The sequence below is a fragment of the Zobellia sp. 1_MG-2023 genome, assembly GCF_030549125.1.
In the GTDB taxonomy this organism is placed as follows: domain Bacteria; phylum Bacteroidota; class Bacteroidia; order Flavobacteriales; family Flavobacteriaceae; genus Zobellia; species Zobellia russellii.
Map to the genome: position 1 here is coordinate 751,619 of NZ_JAUOSY010000002.1, position 18,453 is coordinate 770,071.

General features: G+C 39.3%; 14 protein-coding genes. 8 read left to right on the top strand and 6 right to left on the bottom strand.

The features are described from left to right. Positions 1-127: 127 nt before the first annotated feature. Both typA and Q4597_RS07200 read left to right on the top strand, forming a co-directional pair. Positions 128-1,930 carry a translational GTPase TypA gene (gene typA / locus Q4597_RS07195; protein WP_215438255.1) on the top strand — a complete coding sequence of 601 codons (1,803 nt, stop codon included), beginning with the start codon at positions 128-130 and terminating at the stop codon, positions 1,928-1,930. A gap of 99 nt (positions 1,931-2,029) precedes the next feature. Further along, positions 2,030-2,932: a hypothetical protein gene (locus tag Q4597_RS07200; protein WP_215912786.1), complete on the top strand. Its 903-nt coding sequence runs from the start codon at positions 2,030-2,032 to the stop codon at positions 2,930-2,932. A 48-nt stretch (positions 2,933-2,980) separates the two neighbouring features. On the opposite strand, the gene ppgK is transcribed toward Q4597_RS07200, so the two are convergent. The 5 genes from ppgK to Q4597_RS07225 all read right to left on the bottom strand — a co-directional run bounded on the left by ppgK (position 2,981) and on the right by Q4597_RS07225 (position 8,161). Then, the gene (ppgK, locus tag Q4597_RS07205) at positions 2,981-3,730 is read right to left on the bottom strand and encodes a polyphosphate--glucose phosphotransferase (protein ID WP_215438253.1); all 750 of its coding nucleotides are present in this window, start codon (positions 3,728-3,730) and stop codon (positions 2,981-2,983) included. A 78-nt stretch (positions 3,731-3,808) separates the two neighbouring features. Next, positions 3,809-5,293 (bottom strand): sulfatase, encoded by a 1,485-nt coding sequence (locus Q4597_RS07210; protein WP_303405516.1) that lies wholly within the window; start codon positions 5,291-5,293, stop codon positions 3,809-3,811. Positions 5,294-5,333: 40 nt separating this feature from the next. Beyond that, positions 5,334-6,149 (bottom strand): NUDIX domain-containing protein, encoded by an 816-nt coding sequence (locus Q4597_RS07215; protein ID WP_303405517.1) that lies wholly within the window; start codon positions 6,147-6,149, stop codon positions 5,334-5,336. Positions 6,150-6,242: 93 nt separating this feature from the next. Then, positions 6,243-7,316 (bottom strand): hypothetical protein, encoded by a 1,074-nt coding sequence (locus Q4597_RS07220; protein ID WP_303405518.1) that lies wholly within the window; start codon positions 7,314-7,316, stop codon positions 6,243-6,245. 161 nt (positions 7,317-7,477) lie between these two features. Next, on the bottom strand, positions 7,478-8,161 hold the full coding sequence (locus tag Q4597_RS07225) for a cell division ATP-binding protein FtsE (RefSeq protein ID WP_215438249.1): 684 nt from the start codon (positions 8,159-8,161) through the stop codon (positions 7,478-7,480). Between the two features lie 289 nt (positions 8,162-8,450). On the opposite strand from Q4597_RS07225, the gene Q4597_RS07230 reads away from it, so the two are divergent. The 4 genes from Q4597_RS07230 to Q4597_RS07245 all read left to right on the top strand — a co-directional run bounded on the left by Q4597_RS07230 (position 8,451) and on the right by Q4597_RS07245 (position 16,130). Then, entirely contained in the window at positions 8,451-11,468 is a 3,018-nt protein-coding gene (locus Q4597_RS07230) for a tetratricopeptide repeat protein (protein ID WP_289039230.1), read from the top strand. 98 nt (positions 11,469-11,566) lie between these two features. Further along, positions 11,567-13,321, top strand: a complete 1,755-nt coding sequence (locus tag Q4597_RS07235) for a TonB-dependent receptor (RefSeq protein ID WP_303405519.1) — start codon at positions 11,567-11,569, stop codon at positions 13,319-13,321. 120 nt (positions 13,322-13,441) lie between these two features. Then, a complete protein-coding gene (locus Q4597_RS07240; RefSeq protein ID WP_303405520.1) occupies positions 13,442-14,914 on the top strand; it encodes a hypothetical protein in 1,473 nt (490 codons plus the stop codon). A gap of 106 nt (positions 14,915-15,020) precedes the next feature. Beyond that, positions 15,021-16,130 (top strand): OmpA family protein, encoded by a 1,110-nt coding sequence (locus tag Q4597_RS07245; protein ID WP_303405521.1) that lies wholly within the window; start codon positions 15,021-15,023, stop codon positions 16,128-16,130. Between the two features lie 8 nt (positions 16,131-16,138). Here the strand turns inward: Q4597_RS07245 and Q4597_RS07250 are convergent, their stop codons facing one another. Further along, entirely contained in the window at positions 16,139-16,927 is a 789-nt protein-coding gene (locus Q4597_RS07250; RefSeq protein WP_303405522.1) for an NIPSNAP family protein, read from the bottom strand. A 158-nt stretch (positions 16,928-17,085) separates the two neighbouring features. On the opposite strand from Q4597_RS07250, the gene Q4597_RS07255 reads away from it, so the two are divergent. Further along, a complete protein-coding gene (locus tag Q4597_RS07255; protein WP_215438243.1) occupies positions 17,086-17,850 on the top strand; it encodes an NYN domain-containing protein in 765 nt (254 codons plus the stop codon). Between the two features lie 88 nt (positions 17,851-17,938). Further along, the gene (locus tag Q4597_RS07260; RefSeq protein WP_215438242.1) at positions 17,939-18,367 is read left to right on the top strand and encodes a hypothetical protein; all 429 of its coding nucleotides are present in this window, start codon (positions 17,939-17,941) and stop codon (positions 18,365-18,367) included. Positions 18,368-18,453: the final 86 nt, after the last annotated feature.

An 18,453-nucleotide genomic window follows, 5' to 3' on the forward strand; every position in this document is an offset into this window, starting at 1 on the left:
CTACAATTGTAGCGAACTCTCTAAAAATCAACAACATAAAAATAACATAAGTTTGTGTTACTGCTAGAAAAATAGCAGTATCTTTGCACGCTTAAAATAGCGGCGGATTGCTATTAAATAATTACATATGTCAACAACAACTAAGAACATCGCGATCATTGCGCACGTAGACCACGGTAAAACAACCTTGGTAGATAAAATTATGTATCACTGTCAATTGTTTCGTGAGAACCAGAACACAGGAGATTTAATTTTGGATAATAACGATTTGGAACGGGAGAGAGGTATTACCATTACTTCAAAGAACGTATCCGTTGTTTATAAAGGTACCAAGATAAATATCATTGATACTCCTGGTCACGCCGATTTTGGTGGTGAAGTAGAGCGTGTATTGAACATGGCCGATGGGGTTCTGTTGTTAGTAGATGCTTTTGAAGGCCCTATGCCTCAGACGCGTTTTGTACTTCAAAAAGCAATTGATTTAGGTTTGAAACCTTGTGTGGTTATCAATAAAGTAGATAAAGAAAACTGTACTCCTGAAGAAGTTCATGAGAAGGTTTTTGATTTGATGTTCGAGTTGGGTGCTGAAGAGTGGCAGTTAGACTTCCCTACCGTTTACGGTTCGGCAAAGAACAACTGGATGAGCGATGATTGGCAGAATGAAACAGAGAACATTGAGCCTCTTTTGGATATGGTTATTGAGCATATTCCAACTTTTGAGCCAAAAGAGGGTAATACACAAATGTTGATTACTTCTTTGGATTTCTCTTCTTTTACAGGTCGTATCGCAATTGGTAGGTTACAAAGAGGAACATTAAAAGAAGGACAACAAATTTCTTTGGTAAAAAGAGACGGCTCTATAGTAAAATCCAAAATCAAGGAACTTTTTACTTTTGAAGGTCTGGGAAGGCTAAAAGTACAAGAAGTAGCTACTGGAGATATTTGTGCTATTACCGGAATTGAAGGTTTTGAAATTGGAGATACTATTGCCGATATAGAAAATCCGGAAGGTCTTAAGACTATTGCAATAGATGAACCAACTATGAGTATGTTGTTCACTATTAATGATAGTCCATTTTTTGGAAAAGACGGTAAGTTCGTTACCTCTAGACATATTAATGAGAGATTACAGAAAGAACTTGAAAAGAACTTGGCGTTACGTGTAAGCGAAACGGATAGTGCGGATAAGTTTTTGGTCTTTGGACGTGGTGTTTTGCACCTTTCCGTATTGATCGAGACTATGCGTCGTGAGGGGTATGAACTTCAAATTGGTCAGCCTCAGGTTATTATTAAGGAGATAGACGGGGTTAAATGTGAGCCGGTTGAATCTCTAACTATAGATTTACCGGAAGCAGTTTCTGGAAAAGCTGTAGAAATGGTTTCCATGCGTAAAGGTGAAATGACCAGTATGGAAGCTAAAGGCGAACGTATGGTCTGTGAGTTCTTGATTCCATCAAGAGGTATCATCGGTCTTCGTAACCAATTGTTGACGGCTACTGCAGGTGAGGCTATTATGGCGCACCGTTTCTTGGAATACCAACCTATGAAAGGAGATATTCCACAGCGTCAGAACGGTTCTTTGGTTTCTATGGAAACCGGAAAAGCCATTCCTTATTCTATAGATAAATTACAGGATAGAGGTAAGTTCTTTGTAGATCCAGGTGAAGATATTTATGAAGGTCAGGTAATTGGTGAAAACTCTCGTGGTGATGACATGACCGTGAACATCACTAAAACCAAAAAACTTTCTAACGTACGTTCTTCAGGAGCGGATGATAAGGCTAAAATTGTTCCTGCAATTAAATTCTCGTTAGAGGAAGCATTGGAATATATTCAGAAAGATGAGTATGTGGAGGTTACTCCAAACCATCTTAGACTTAGAAAGATATATCTAAAAGAAGTTGACCGAAAAAGGTATAAAATAGCATAATTTAAAAGCCCTGAATTTCTCTTCAGGGCTTTTTTTTGCCTTCTATTGAAAGGTATACTAAACGGATTCGACTACACAGTTTAACCTAAAAACAAGACTATGAAAATTAACGTACAAATAGCTGGTTTATTATTGATAGGCACCTTGCTATCCTCGTGCAACGAGCAGCCTAAAAGCAAAAAATCAGAAACTACAGCTGTTGTTCAAGAACAAGCTCAGGATTACGTGATACCTGAGTCTTGGGTAAATAACCGCGTAGAAAAAGCTAAAGATAAACTAGAACAATCAGAAGCGGGTAAGATTGTGTGGGCGGCTATGGAGGCCCATGGCGGTCTTAAAAATTGGTATGGGAACGGAGCGTTGTCTTTTCGTTTTAATTATCAGCCGTTGGACGGTAGTACGCAACGTGATAGCTATCAAGTGGTAGATGTTTGGCGTAATAAAGCGGTGCATACCAGTGCTACGGATAGTACGGCAAGGTTTGGTTGGGATGGAAAAACGGCTTGGGTACAGGCCAAGGATTCTACAGCATTCGCGTATGATACCAAGTTTTGGGCCTTGACGCCATTATATTTAATGGGGCACCCTTTTATTTTGGATGGAGAAGGTGTAAACTTGGAATTATTACCTGAAGCAACTTATAAGGGTAAGGCCAATGATGTGGTAAAAGTAACTTTTGCCGCAGGTACCGGAGATGCTCCAGATGATTACTATATTCTACAGTTTGATAAGGAAAGCCATTTGTTGACGGCTACGCGTTACATAGTTTCTTATCCGGAATATTTTAAGGATGGAGGTCATAATCCTGAAAAATTCATGGAAGTTGGTGAGTTACTGGATGTAAGCGGTGTATTATTGCCTAAAGAACTGAAAACCCACTGGACTACCAAAGACGGTAAACAGGGAGAGTATATTACTCAAATAGATATTTCGGATATCCACTTTGTAAAGGATATTGACAAAGATTTCTTTGCAGTTCCGGATAATGCGGAAATTAAATAGAAAAAAGGCCTTAATCTAGTTAAGGCCTTTTTTTTGTTCTATAGTTTTTTAATGGTATGATATGTTGTGGAAAGCTGCTGCGGCAGCACCTACAATACCTGCATGGTTCTGAAGACCTGCCGGTATAACAGGAGTTTCTATGGTAATGTAGTCTTTAAATTGGTCAAAGTCTTTTGAGGCACCACCACCTATGAGTATAGTATCCGGTGAAACGATAAGTTCAACTAATTTTAAAAATTTATTGAAACGTTTTCCCCATTTTTTATAGGATAACCCTTCTCTGTCTTTAGCGGAACCCGCCGCCCAGAGCTCAATTTTTTTGTATTCTTTATAAGGAATTTGACCTAGCTCAAAATTAGGGATTAATTTACCATCTAGAAAAGCACCACTTCCAAGTCCGGTACCAATTGTAATCATTACCACAAGGCCCTCCATGTCTTTGCCCGTGCCATAGTTCATAGAAGCATAGCCGGCAATATCGGCATCGTTTACCACGGTAACATCAAGTCCCGTTTTTTTGCCAAAAAGCTCTTCTACATTGGTGTTCTGCCAGCTTTTATGAAGGTTTCCGGGAGATTTACAGACGCCTCTTTTGATAACTGTTGGAAATCCAACACCAACTTTTCCCTTATAATCAAAATGCTCAACGATTTGGGCAATTACATTGGCCATATCCTTGGGTTTGCGAGATGCGGGCGTAGGTATACGATGACGTTCCGAAACCAATTTTCCGGTTTCAATATTTACAAGGGCACCTTTCATGCCAGAACCTCCTACATCTATACCTAAAACTTCCATTATTCCTTTTTAAAATTTGTTGGGGCAAAGTAACAAAAACTTTTCAGAGTAATCCAATGTTATGGACTTGCGAACATTTTATTCGGTTACTGTGAAAATGCCGGTATTACCCTTTTCTAAAAGTGGCATTAACTCTTTTATTGTCTCAGGGTTTTCTTTTGCTATGTTTTTATTCTCCATTGCATTGCCTTTATGATGGTCATAAAGTTCAATTACGGGTTGGTCTTTTCTAAAGTATTTGGTTAACCTATAATTTTTGGTTCGCATTGAAATTCCGCTTCTAAAGTAGCTATATGCTACTTCCTCAGTATCCGGAATGTTGTATTTTATATGTTTTTCAAAGCTTTCTCCATCGGTAGGTTTTATTTGGTCTATACCGCACATATCCAGTAGGGTGGGGTAGATATCCACACTTTCCACAATAGCCCGTACTTTTTTTGCTTTGTGTTGCGGATAGGGTGAATTGATAATTAGCGCGCTTTTTAAGGCATTTTCAAAAAGGGTGTGTTTTCCCCAAACGCGTTGGTCTCCCAAATGCCAGCCATGGTCTCCCCAAATGACAACGATGGTGTTTTTATCCAATTCCAAATCTTTTAATTCTTGATATAGTTTGCCAATTTGCGCGTCTATGTAGCTGATTGAAGCCAAATAGCCATGCCTTAATTTTCTGGCATAAGCATCCGATACTTGGGTGTTAAGACCAGCCTTTTCTTCCCCTAAAGCGTATTGGTTGAACTCGCCGCTGGTATGTAGGCTCTTTAAACTTATGTTTTCGGGGATATTGGGATTTGGTGAAACCGGTATTTTCTCCTCGTCATACAGGTTCCAGTATTTCTTAGGGGCATTAAAGGGAAGGTGGGGTTTAAAGAAACCAACACCCATAAAAAACGGTTCTCCATTTTTCTTTAGCTTCTTTAATTTTGAAATAGCAAGATTGGTCGTTAGGCCATCAGGATAACCTTGGTCATCTGTTTCTCCTGCTTCGTACGGCTTTACTTGTTTTTTAAGGCTTTGTCTGTTTTCTCCATTAGCATATGCAAAAAAGGCGTTCCAACCGGTTTTCCATTTGCCCGGGTCAAAAAGCATTTCGCTCCAACTATAAGGAAGCTCCTTTTTTGTAGAGGGTTGTTCTTCGTAACCATATACAAATCCATCCGCCGAATGGCTTATTTTTCCAATACCAACTGTATGATATCCGTCTTGTTTAAAACGATGGATGAATGTTTCCGGCACGGATTTTTCAGGCTGATTGGAAATTTCTTCAACTATGGCATTATTGGATATATGAATAGGTTTTGAAGGGCGCATACCTGTAAGGATAGCATGCCTTGATGCACCACACGTGGGCACTTGAACATAATGATTGGTGAACAGCGCTCCGCTTTTTGCCAAGGCATCCATATGGGGTGATTTTACATAGTGTTTTCCATAAGCACCTAGCTCCGTACGGAGGTCGTCTACACAAATGAACAGAACATTGGGTTTTTCTTGGTTTTGGGCCAATAGCTGGTTATTATTGCTAAGGCCTACTATGAGTAATAGCGCGGCAAAATGTTTAAGCATCTTAGTTGGGTTTGGTAAGTAAAAACTAAAGATACAGATTTTATGCAAGCTCACCGTTTTGGTGCAAAACATCAAAAATAAGTTGGTCTACCTCACTTAAATTCTCTTTGTCTTCATAAGATAACCAGGCTATTTCATGAATTTGGGAGTCGGGTTGTAGTGTGCCGCTGTGTTTGGCGGTATAGCAGGTCATGCGGGATAGAATTCCCGGTTTTTTGCCATGTGCCTGCGCTTCAAAAATACCCACGAACTCCATAGTTGGGATATCAATAGCTATATTAAAGTTTTTCTTGGTGCTTTGGGCGAGGGTTTGTGCATCGGTTTCGCCCTTGATGCGAATTCCTTTGGGGATAAAATAGAAGTCTTTATTCGTCTTTTTTAAGCATAGTATTTGTTCGTCCTTAATAAGTATCCATGCCAAATGATCTATAATATCCTCGGAAGGCTCTACATAATAATCAATGGAATTTAGGGAGTGGTCAGGGTCTATGATATCTAAAATTTTGTCCATTAATCTTCCTGCGGCCGTGAGGGTTCCCAACTTTTTGTTTCGGCCTAAAGCACTTGAAATAGTCTCATCCCTATTTCCGAATTTATAACCGTTTCTAGTCGTCCACAAGATGTTCATTAAATGCTGCATCATTACATTGCCTAACTGGTCTACAGAAATAGCAATTTTTAATAGATACTCCCCAATGCCTTTTACACCTCTGGTAAACAGACTATGGAAAACACCGTATACAAAGCCAAGTGGCCCTGTAATGAGTAAAAGAACAATTGAAATCAGAAATAGGAGTGCACCAATAAAAGGATTTACGGGTTTGTCCGGTCTGTAGGTTCGTTTTTTTAAAATCATGATGTAGGCTTGAGGCTGCCGTTGCAGCAAATCTTTTATAGGATTTTAAAGATAGCCGTTTCAATTTGTAGAACCATTGTTTTTGGTGGGTAATCAGTAAGTAAGTTTCAATTTTAGTGGCAAGTGGTCCGAGTATCCTTTGGGACTTGAAGATTTGTATTTAAAAGACCTGGGCCTTCCGCTGGAGGTGGCCAACACAGGGTCGTCAACAATGTCAAAAGTTTCTATTTGGGCTTCTATGCCGTTACCGGAAAGGAATCCGCGGGTAACCACAAGTTGGTCTAGCATTTGGTAGCGGTTGGCAAAAACGGTGCCGTCATACAATCCGCTTAAGAAGTAAGTACCCGTATTACCGGTGGCGGATTTGTTCATGACAGACGTACTTAAATTATAGAGAAAAATTTCTCGCGCACGGTATTTTGAAGTGTGAACGAATTTGTCAAAATCATTGGTGCCTCCCGTTACCTTGTCCAAGTCTCTGGACGCTTTTAAATGTTGAACGATACTGCGGTCAAAAGGCTCATCATTAAAATCACCAACTACCAAAACTTTACTTTCCCATTTAGCTTGGATGGCTGCAAGGTCATTATTGGCCTGTAGCTCTTCATAGGTGGTAGATTCTACTTTGGTATGCGCATCCACTAGAAATGAAATATGTTCGGCAACGGCAATGCGTAAAGGTTCCGAATGGTATTGACCTCTACTACGCGAAGGCCAATGCGATGCAATTACTACAAATTCTTCTCCAGTATCATTGATTCTAAAAGTCACTTCAAAAATATCTCTGGTACGGTATCTTAGGTGAACCAAGTGAGATGCCCTTGAAACCACGGTAAGCTTACTGGGATTGTAGGCCATGGCTACGTCAATTCCCCTTAAATCGCTTGTGCCGGAAGCATCAAAAACCACGCTAAGGTGGTTCATGCCCGCCTCGTCCAATAAATCTTGTAAGAGGGTGTCTTTTTCTATTTCACAAACGGTCAACAGATCAATTTGCTCGTTGGGCCAAATAAGATTTAGGCCTTCCGCCAGATTTTCTTTTTTCTTGTTGAAAACACTTTCTGTCCAACCTTCCGCAGGTGTAAAACTGAAGTCGTTGGAAATTGGGTCATCATCCGTATCAAAAAAGTTTTGGAGATTCCACCAAGCAAAGTTAATGTGGGACATAACGTTTTGTATTTAGAAAATTACATTACCTAACAAGGTTCTGCCCAGCATTTTAAAAAATGCTTAAAGCCTATATCTGTCTAAAGTTATGAAAATTACCGGCCTTCTATGTTATGCTTTTGTAGGGATACGGTTATTTTATGTGTAAGTGGGGCAATACACTACACGGCTCGCTGTACGACCTCAAAAATTTTGTTTCCGTCGCACTTCAATGTTTTTGAAGGGTATTTTAAAATTAAGGCGTAATCATGTGTTGCCATTAAAATAGACCGGCCGGATTTATGGATTTCCTGCAAGACCTTCATTACCTCCACACTGGTTTGCGGATCTAGGTTTCCAGTGGGTTCATCGGCTAGAATAAGCTCAGGGTCGTTTAAAAGGGCCCGCGCAATGGCTACACGTTGTTGTTCTCCTCCGGAAAGCTGATGCGGGAATTTGAACCCTTTGGTCTTCATGCCCACTTTGTTCAGGACCTCTTCTATTTTCTGGTTCATTTTGTGGGTATCCTTCCAGCCCGTTGCCTTGAGTACAAAATAGAGGTTTTTATTAATATTACGATCGGGCAACAATTTAAAATCTTGAAAAACAATACCAATTTTACGTCGTAAAAACGGAATGTCCTTTTCCCGTAATTTGGTGAGGTCAAAATCTACAATACGCCCGCTACCTTGCTTTAGGGGAAGGTCTCCATAGAGCGTTTTCATAAAGCTACTTTTGCCACTTCCCGTTTTACCTATCAAATAAACGAATTCGCCTTTAAGTACATCAAGTGTTACCTCGTTTAAAACAAGACTATCCTTTTGGAAAATTGCTGCATCCTTTAGCTCTAAAATCGTTTCAGACATGTTTAGCGGTAGTGGGTTTAAGGTTAATTTGTTAATCAATCGTTAAAGGTAGGGCGTAGTTTTACTTTGTGATCGCCAAATCTCGAACTTTGATTCGTAATATTAATATAAAAGTAATAAGTTAAAAACTAACGTACGGCAGGCACGGACAAAATCTTTTCGCTTTTTTGCAAGATTGTTCAGAGTGTGTAATTATTAGAATGAAAACACCGCTTGCCATATACTTAGATGCAATATTCAACGTTATTAAAATTAATTAACGGTAATACATATTTCTAGTTAGAACACTATGCTAAAAAAAATCACCGCGCTTATCCCTATTTTCTTGGGGATGGTTTCTATGGGAATTGCTCAAGAAACTGAAATTTATACCCACGATCAAAAACAATATCAAGATGCCCTGGCGCTCTATAACAATGAGCAATACCAAGCGGCACAGTCTATTTTTGCAAAGGTCAAGGATAATACCAATAATTTGGAGACCAAAGCCAATAGTGCATACTATGAGGCAAATGCTGCCGTAAGGCTCAACCAGTTGGGCGCGGATAGGCTCATGGAGGATTTTGTGACCAATTATCCAACTTCTACCAAAAGGAATTCCGCTTATGTAGATGTAGCCGAATACTATTTTGAGACGGGAAAGTATCCGTATGCTTTAAAATGGTACAATAAGGTTGAGCAAAGCGCCTTGTCTCGTAAGGAGATGGACAAGTTTAATTTTAACTATGGATATTCGCTCTTTTCTTCGGGAAAACAAAAGCAGGCCGAAAGCTACCTTCAAAAGGTAGAAAATTCTCCAGTTTATGGCTCTCAGGCCAAATATTACATGGGGTACATAGCTTATCAGCAAGATGATTACGATACGGCAAACCAACGATTTGACCAGATAAAGGATCCTGAAATTCTTGAAGAAAAGATGGATTATTACCAAGCTGATATGAATTTTAAGCTGGGTAAGTTTGATCAGGCCATAGCTTTGGCAAAGAAGCAAATGGCAAAAGGAGACCGAAAGGAGAAATCCGAACTAAGTAAAATAATTGGAGAAAGCTATTTTAACTTGAACGAATATGCCAATGCTATTCCTTACCTAGAGGATTACCAAGGTAAAAAAGGCAAGTGGAGCAATACGGATTACTACCTTTTGGGATATTCATACTACAAGCAAGGAGATTATGCCAATGCGGTACAGCAATTCAATAAAATTATAGGAGGAACCAACAGTGTTTCGCAAAATGCATATTACCATTTAGCGGAATGTTATTTAAAGTTGGACAAAAAGCAAGAGGCATTGAACGCTTTTAGAAATGCTTCGCAAATGGACTTCTCACAGGAGATTCAAAAGGATGCCTATTTAAACTATGCCCGTTTGAGTTATGAGGTGGGTAATGCCTATGAGCCGGTGCCACAGGTTATTTCGGATTATTTGGCCAAATATCCGGATAGCGCCAATACAGAAGAAATGCAAGAGCTGTTGGTAGATTCCTATATCACTTCCAAAAATTTTGCAGGGGCTATGGAACTTCTGGAAAAGAACAAAAATTATGCTAGTAAATCTACCTATCAGAAAGTGGCCTACTATCGTGGTATAGAACTATTCATGAATGGTGACTATCAAGGTGCCGTTGAAAATTTAGGAAAGTCATTAGGTAGTGCAGAGGGTAATCTTTTTAAGGCGAAAGCCAATTATTGGAAAGCAGAGGCGGAATATGCGCTCAATGATTACGGAGATGCATTGGTAGATTATATTCAGTTTCAGCAAAATCCATCGGCTAAATCTACAGAGGAATATAAAGAGTTGGATTACAACTTGGCATATACTTATTTTAAGTTGAAGGATTATAGTAATGCCATATCGTATTTTGGTAATTTCACCAATGCAGGGTCTAACGATACACAGAAATTATACGACGGTTACTTGCGTTTGGGAGATAGTTACTTTGTAACCAGTAAATATTGGCCGGCCATTGAAACCTATAACAAGGCACTTGCCCTGTCCGGACCGGAGAAAGATTATGCGGCTTACCAAAAGGCAATCAGTTATGGTTTTGTAGATAGACGCGATACCAAAATAGAAGAGTTAAGAACCTTTGTGTCGGCCTATCCAAAATCCAGTTTAAAGGACGATGCCCTTTTTGAGTTAGCCAATACCTTAATTTCTACAGGACAGGAGCAACAGGGGCTTCAGACCTATCAAAGGATGATTACGGAATATAAAGCCAGTTCATTGGTGCCACAGGCTATGATGCGCCAAGGTTTGGTGCATTATAATGCCAGCCGAAACGAACAAGCCTTAAAGGAGTTTAAAGCGGTGGTCCATAATTTTCCTAATACACAAGAAGCTATTCAGGCAGTTTCTACGGCAAAATTAATTTATGTTGATTTAGGCCGGGTTGATGAGTATGCAGAATGGGTTCAGAAACTAGACTTTGTAGAGGTTACGGATAGCGAGCTGGATAATGCCACTTTTGAATCTGCGGATAAGCAAAATATGGAGGGCAAAAAAGATGCTGCCATTAAAGGGTACGAAAATTACATAAAGCAGTTCCCGAACGGATTAAATGCGGTCAAGGCCAATTTCAACTTGGCGCAATTATATTTTGCAAAAGGAGAAAAGGAACAGGCATTGCCAAATTATAAGTTCGTTGCGGATAAAATGGGGAGCGAGTATGCAGAGCAGGCGCTGACACGGGTTTGTGAAATTTATTTGGGTAAAGAAGATTATGCTTCGGCATTGCCTTATTTACAGCGATTGGAAAATCAAGCTGATATTCAGCAAAACAGAACTTTTGCCCAGTCTAACTTAATGAAAGGTTACTACAAGCAAAAAGATTATGGTAAGACGTTGGCTTATGCCGAAAAAGTTTTGGCTACGCCCATTATAGATAATCGTATTAAAAGTGATGCTCAGATTATGATTGCCCGTTCTGCAATTGCTACGGGAGATGAAGCCAAAGCGGAGAAAGCCTATGCAGATGTTTTGAAAATAGCATCAGGTTCTACTGCGGCGGAAGCACTATACTATGATGCGTATTTTAAGAGTAAGGCGCAGGACTATGAAAACTCCAATATTGCGGTACAGAAACTGGCAAAGGATTATTCCGGTTATAAAGAATGGGGAGGAAAAGGGCTAATTTTGATGGCCAAAAATTTCTATGCCTTGGGAGATGCATATCAAGCTACTTATATTTTGGATAGTGTGATAAGTAATTTCGGTCAGTTTGATGAGATCGTTTCAGAGGCCAAAGCGGAACTTTCCATTATTAAGGCTAAGGAAGCACAGAGCAACTCATCTGTGCGAACGGACTAACATTAAGAAATAGATTAACAAGATTGAAAAAATTGAATCCGAGTGGGGTCTTAGAACCGGCTTCGCTTTTAAGGTGTAAATTCAAAAAAGAACACAGAATGCACAAACATATAAAGCTTACTCTTATTTTTCTTACGGGTGTTTTTCAGTTAGCCATAGCGCAAGAAGAAGAAAAGGATGATATAGGTACGGAAACCGTTACCGTAACCAAGGCCTATACGCCAACGATCAATGATGCTTTTAAGATTAAGACCTTGCCTAATCTTAATGATTCTATCGTATTGCAAAAGAAGAAAATCAATTATAGTATTTTTTCCGTTCCGGTAGCGTCAACATTTACACCTGCCAAGGGCAAGGCTTCGGCCGTAAAGAAAACCCCGCCACCGGTACTGTATAACTCATATGCTTCTGCTGGTATTGGTAATCCTGCCAATTTAATGGGTAAGTTTTATACGAGCAGAACTATTGATCGTGAATCCGGATATACCCTTGGTTTGGGACATAATTCCTCTCGTGGGGATATTGATGGCGTAGCGTTGGATAATATTTACTCGAACACGGAATTAAATGCCAGCTACACCAAAAGGGATAGTGATTTTGACTGGGGAGTAGATGTAGGTGCCCAACATCAACTTTACAATTGGTACGGTATTCCAGATGCTACCTTTACTGAGGAAACCGTAGATGGTATTGATGAGCGTCAGAATTATTATATGGCAGAAGCATCGGGTCACATAAATGTTGAGGATTCTTATTTTGAGAACGCAAAACTAGAATACAGAAGATTTTGGGATGCTGTTAAATCCGGTGAAAATAGGGCTGTTTTTAAAACTGGCTTTTCGTTTCCGGTGGCAGATGAAGATTTTAAGGTCAAAGCAAAAGTGGATTACGTAAGCGGTAGTTTTGAAAACTCCAGTCTTAATAACCCAACTAATACACCGGGAATAGATTATAGCAATTTACAAGTAGGTATTAACCCTACCCTGGTATTGGTAAATGAAGATTTATCGTTGAATTTAGGGGTAAACCTTGTGTATGGTCTGGATACCCAAAACAGCGATAGTAATTTTTATATTTATCCAGCGGTTACCGCATCTTACAGGTTGTTAGATGACATGGCCATCGTTTACGGTGGGGTAGAGGGTGATTTAATGCAAAATTCCTACTACGGTTTTGTAGAGGACAACCCGTACGTATCTCCAACATTGACCATTGTTCCTACGGATAAGAAGTACGATGCCTATGTGGGCCTTAAAGGGCAAATCCTACCTAATTTAAGCTATAACGCCAAAGTAAGTTATACCACGGAAGATAGAAAGGCATTGTATAAACTTAATGCTAGAAATGACTCAAGGACCGATGAAAAAGGCTATTACTATGGTAACTCTTTTGAGGTGTTTTATGATGATGTAAAAACTATTGGAGCTTTTGGAGAGTTGAATGTAGATGTAAACCGGAATTTTAGTTTGGGAGTAAATGTAGAGTACTTTAATTACAATACCGAAACGGATAACCCGGCTTGGAACTTACCAAACTTAACAAGCTCATTGTTCATGGATTATCAAATAGGGGAAAAGTGGTATGCTGGAGCCAACCTTTTTTATGTGGGTGAAAGAGATGATGTGGCCACTATTGCCAGCGCAAGCGGAAACCCGGCAGATTTCTTTGCTACGCCAATAACTTTAGATGGTTATTTTGATGCTAATTTTCATGTGGGCTACCGGTGGAACGATCAACTTTCCTTCTTCTTAAAAGTAGCGAATATCGCTAATAACAATTACCAGCGCTTTGCGAACTATCCGGTTCAGGGCTTGCAGGTTATGGGCGGGTTAACCTATAAGTTTGATCTTTAGGTTTAAAGTAAAAATAAATAGGGTGTATTCAACCGATTTTTATAGGGTCTTATCTATACGGATGTAAGATTCATGGTAGAATACGTATTTTTGTAGCTATTGCTATAAAGAAAATGTATCATGTTTCATAAGAATAAAAAGGCTTGTGTGAGCCTAAGTAATTACGGGTTCCTTTTAGGGCAAAAAGTGCTTGGCGCCATTTTTTTAGTATCAATGGTTTTGTTTGTTGCCTGTGGTTCCGATGATTCCGGTACGCCATCTACATCTGATATGGATACGGACGGGGACGGTATTCTTGACTCTAAGGAAGTGTTGGATGGTACAAGTAAGACCAATCCGTGCGATCCTAAACAAAATAGTGGTTATACAGGTTATGATGTTGATAATGCCATTTGGCTAGGAGCCGATTGTGATACGGATGGAGTTACCAATTCCGAAGAGCTTGCCAATGGTACGGACCCTTATGTAAACGAAATTAAAGATACTGACGGGGATGGTATTCCTGATTTCCAAGAGGATGCGGATGGTACTGATAAAGAGAATCCGTGTGATCCCGTGCAAGATGAAAATTATACAGGATACAACCCTGCGAACAACATTTGGAAAAGTGCAGATTGTGATGCGGATGGTGTAAATAATGGCGATGAGGTAACCGCAGGAAGCAATCCATATTTGGATGATACGGTTTATGCCGTTTCCCAGTTCCTTCCTAAATTGGCCGATCTTAAAATATTTAGAGGAAATCCATCGGATTTAATTCCTAATACAACTTCGCATGAATATAGTCTAAGTACACCTCTTTATAGTGATTATGCTCAAAAATTTAGAACGATATCCCTTCCTGAAGGTGCCCAAATGACTTATAATGGCGAAGGCCTTTTACAGTTCCCGGATAACACGGTTATTAGTAAAACATTCTTTTATTACAATGATGAAAGAGACCCGTCAAAGGGAAAAAAACTACTTGAAACCCGAATTTTGATAAAGACCAACGGTACATGGGATATGGGGAACTACCTTTGGAACGAAGATCAGACCGAAGCGGAACTTAGTAACGAAGCACCGGTAATCCAAGTAAACTGGGTAGATAGCTCGGGAAGTGGTCAATCTGTAGGATATAAGGTTCCGTTTAGCGTTAACTGTACACAGTGCCATGACGTTAACAATACCACCATTCCTATTGGACCCAAGGCAAGAAATTTAAATTTTGTCTATAATGGCAAAAATCAACTTCAATATTTTATTGATAAAGGGTTGCTTTCTGGTGCGCCTGCCATTTCGGAGATTGAACGCCTACCGGATTGGTTGGATGATTCTTTTACGTTAACCGAGCGTGCCAAAGCCTATATGGATGTGAACTGTGCCCACTGCCACCAACCTAGCGGTTATCATAATTCCAACCAAGGTGTCCGTCCGGATTTTAGGTATGAAACCTCGTATGCGGATAGTAATGTTGAAGATTTTAAGGCCGATATTAGGTTAAGAGTAGAGACGGATCCAGCTTACGGCCCATCTATGCCACTTGTTGGTATTACGCAATTACATACGGAAGGTGTAGATCTAATTCAAGCGTATATTGATTCTTTGGATTAACGTTCGAAAATACTTTTTAATTTTTATCTAGAAGTAGCTGTATAGACTGAAATACAGGAACATCGCCTTAATTTACTTATTTTAGAGTCCGTTTAAACGCTCTATGATGACCAAATTTTCACTGAGGGATTTTGTATTTCTTTTGTTGGGGCTTTGTTTTTTACTTCGCATGGAGTCGCAAAACCTAGTTGAAAACCCCAGTTTTGAAGATTTTGTACATTGTCCTGAACATTTGGGCAACTTTAGTACGGATGTAAAAGGTTGGTCAACACCTACCGAGGGTTCTACCGATTACTTTAATGGGTGTAGTACGGAAATGGGTACACCAAAAAACTTCAATGGTTCGCAACCGGCAGATTTTGGTCAGGGTTATGCAGGGTTGTATCTATATGCGCCAGATGACTACAGAGAATATTTTCAGACCAAATTGTTACGACCTTTAACGAAAGGGGTTACCTATAAAGTATCTTTTTTTGTGAGTTTGGCCGAACGTTCAGATTTTGCCATAAAGGAATTTGGGGTGTTGTTCGCTAAGAATAAATTAAGCGTAACCATAAAGAAAGCCCTATCAAAAAAGCAGTTGTATCAACAGAAAAACAATGTTTACAATTATTTGGAAATAGGGTATTCAAACTTCTACTCGGATACCCAAGATTGGATATTAGTGCACACTCAATTTGTAGCAAAAGGTTCTGAGGAATATTTAATTATCGGTAATTTTAAGAGTAATGCGCGTACACGTCTTTTTAAGACAAAGCGAAATGCCAAGCAAGGCGCATATTACTATGTTGATATGGTTGAGGTGTCTGAAACTATGGGGAATAAAACTATCTTACCCAAGGGAAAACCGCGCACGTTTGAACTCAATAAAATTCATGTTTTTGAAGATGTACTCTTTGCTTTTGATAAGGCGGCCATACTCCAAACGGCAAAACAGGAGCTTCATGAAATCTATTCTTACTTATCTGAAAATCCGAACCTCAAAATTTCAATAAATGGATATACGGATTCTGTTGGAAGCAAGAAATATAATGAAGGACTGTCCAAAAAAAGGGCAAAAGCGGTATCGGATTATTTGGTTCATTTAGGGTTGAACAAAAACCGGGTAGTTTGGAAAGGTCATGGAGGGCAAAAACCTATTGCGGACAACGGTACTTCTGAAGGTAGGAGAAAAAATAGAAGGGTGGAGTTTATGATTAGTAAACCCGCACCCTAACTTATGTTTTAGTAATCTGAATAATCAGTAGGATAAAGCAGCATGATGTCCGCTTTGCTTACATTGTTTTGATAATTAGGGTCGGCCTTTAGTTTCAACCACTTTGGGGCGGTTCTAAAAGCGTCCCAATGAGCATCTCTAGATTCCATATTCTTAAAAGTGGTCAGATACATGAGATTGGGCATACGGTCACCGGATAGGACTTCGGCATAAAAAACCGCATTAAAACCTAAGGATTCAAAAAGTTCTACTTCGCCTCCCGCATTAAACATATCTACTTTGTTGTGGTAAATTGCTTCGGTGGCAGATTCATAACTACGTAATTCATATACGCGATCTTTTCTCGGGCCTTTTACTTTTGAAGCCTCCATTGTTGGCATTTCTGAAAAGGCTTTCATTAAAGTAGAACTGATTCTTTCGTACGGTGCATCGTCATATTTTGCATTTATATAACTGGAGCCTGCGGAAACATAACTTTTATCCTGAGACAGCATATGGTCCAAGGTCAAGAATTGTTCAAATGACTTAAAGGGTAGGAGTACATAAATTTTAAGTTCTTCACTATCTTCCTCCGGAATAGGTTTTAACACGCCTACATGCTCTATTCCGGCCCGTTTTAATGCGGGTAGGTAGGCATTTTCCAAATAGCTGTCCACAGCGGTTTCTTGATTTTTATCTTTGAGAACATAGGTTTTTAGCTGGTAAAATTCACGTTCTTGGGTTTGTGCATTTGCAGAAAAGCCAATAGCGAAAATTAAAACTAGTGTTGTAAAATAACTTTGGATATAATTTTTCATTAAAGTATAGGGTTTGGTAAAATCAAACTTAACAAAGAACTCTGGTAAAACCTAAAATAACCAAGGAGAAGATGATTGTGCGATAGCGTTGAACTATGAATTTATATAGCTTATTATTTCTGGAAGAATCAACGTAACTTGCAAGAAAGAAGAATAACATGGATTTAAATCTTGCGGTACTTATAGATGGTGATAATATTCCCTCAGCATATGTAAAAGAAATGATGGAGGAAATTGCTAAATATGGCAACCCTACCATAAAACGAATTTATGGCGATTGGACCAATCCACGTTTGGGTAAATGGAAAAATGTCCTATTGGAAAATGCCATTACCCCAATACAGCAATACGGGTACACCCAGGGTAAGAATGCCACGGATTCTGCTATGATTATTGATGCTATGGATATTTTGTATTCAGGCAAAGTAAACGGTTTCTGTCTTGTGAGTAGTGATAGTGATTTTACCCGTTTGGCAACTCGTTTGCGGGAAGCCGGAATGCAAGTTTTTGGTATAGGAGAGAAGAAAACTCCAAACCCGTTTATTGTAGCTTGTGATAAGTTTATTTATATAGAAATCCTTAAGAAGGAAGATGAGGAGGAAGAGAATGCCGTGAGCAATAAAACCGCAAAAGTTGCTAAGAACAATGTAGATAGGATTACGGCCAAGGATATTAGGCTAATAGCTTCAACAATAGATGATGTGGCCGATGATGATGGTTGGGCTTTTTTGGGCGATGTAGGGAGTCTTTTGCAGAAAAAACAACCTAATTTTGATTCTAGGAACTACGGTTTTCAAAAACTTACCCCACTTATAAATTCAATAAAATCAATTGAGGTAGACCGGCGCGAGGATTCCAAAGGGCGCAAAAAATTGGTGTACGTGAAAATGGCGGAAAAGCCAAAATCCCGTTCTACAAAATAATAAGGGTCTTATGTTCGTTTTAAATAGATGGTCTCATTTTTCAATGAAAAATGTACCGAAAATTAGTACGAATTAATTTGTTGAATACATGAAAACTTTCAAAAAGAATTCATCCGCCTTATTTGCAGCTTTTTTAATGAGTGTAACATTTAGTAGCGCCATAGATGCCCCAGTCATAAATGTTGATGTAGAAGATTATAAGGCCTCAAAACCTGCCGAAAGTGAGTTGCTGGGAAGTTGGGAATACGCTGCCGAAAACGCACCGGATAAGTACAAAGTAGGAGCGCTTTCTATCTTTCATGAAAATGGAGAAAACAATGTCTTCGTTCAATTAGATGAAAGGGAAATCTTAGGAACAAAAGTTAATTTGGTAGGCAATACCATCAGTTTTGAAGTAACCTTGGAAGGAACTGTTTTTGCTGTTAAGCTTACGGCCAAGGGCGAGGCTTTAACGGGTACGTACACCTCTGCGGACGGTACGTTTCAAATAAAAGGTGCACGTGTAAAAATCATGTAAAACCAGAATTGGGAAAAACACTTTTTTTCTCAAAAGTTAGTAGTAAGGGAGTAGTACAATATTTATGTACTTTTGGAAAGCTTCAA

Bases quoted from the DNA above. Each gene is read 5' to 3' on its own strand.
- typA (WP_215438255.1), top strand. From the start codon at position 128: ATGTCAACAACAACTAAGAACATCGCGATCATTGCGCACGTAGACCAC.
- Q4597_RS07200 (WP_215912786.1), top strand. From the start codon at position 2,030: ATGAAAATTAACGTACAAATAGCTGGTTTATTATTGATAGGCACCTTG.
- ppgK (WP_215438253.1), bottom strand. From the start codon at position 3,730: ATGGAAGTTTTAGGTATAGATGTAGGAGGTTCTGGCATGAAAGGTGCC.
- Q4597_RS07210 (WP_303405516.1), bottom strand. From the start codon at position 5,293: ATGCTTAAACATTTTGCCGCGCTATTACTCATAGTAGGCCTTAGCAAT.
- Q4597_RS07215 (WP_303405517.1), bottom strand. From the start codon at position 6,149: ATGATTTTAAAAAAACGAACCTACAGACCGGACAAACCCGTAAATCCT.
- Q4597_RS07220 (WP_303405518.1), bottom strand. From the start codon at position 7,316: ATGTCCCACATTAACTTTGCTTGGTGGAATCTCCAAAACTTTTTTGAT.
- Q4597_RS07225 (WP_215438249.1), bottom strand. From the start codon at position 8,161: ATGTCTGAAACGATTTTAGAGCTAAAGGATGCAGCAATTTTCCAAAAG.
- Q4597_RS07230 (WP_289039230.1), top strand. From the start codon at position 8,451: ATGCTAAAAAAAATCACCGCGCTTATCCCTATTTTCTTGGGGATGGTT.
- Q4597_RS07235 (WP_303405519.1), top strand. From the start codon at position 11,567: ATGCACAAACATATAAAGCTTACTCTTATTTTTCTTACGGGTGTTTTT.
- Q4597_RS07240 (WP_303405520.1), top strand. From the start codon at position 13,442: ATGTTTCATAAGAATAAAAAGGCTTGTGTGAGCCTAAGTAATTACGGG.
- Q4597_RS07245 (WP_303405521.1), top strand. From the start codon at position 15,021: ATGACCAAATTTTCACTGAGGGATTTTGTATTTCTTTTGTTGGGGCTT.
- Q4597_RS07250 (WP_303405522.1), bottom strand. From the start codon at position 16,927: ATGAAAAATTATATCCAAAGTTATTTTACAACACTAGTTTTAATTTTC.
- Q4597_RS07255 (WP_215438243.1), top strand. From the start codon at position 17,086: ATGGATTTAAATCTTGCGGTACTTATAGATGGTGATAATATTCCCTCA.
- Q4597_RS07260 (WP_215438242.1), top strand. From the start codon at position 17,939: ATGAAAACTTTCAAAAAGAATTCATCCGCCTTATTTGCAGCTTTTTTA.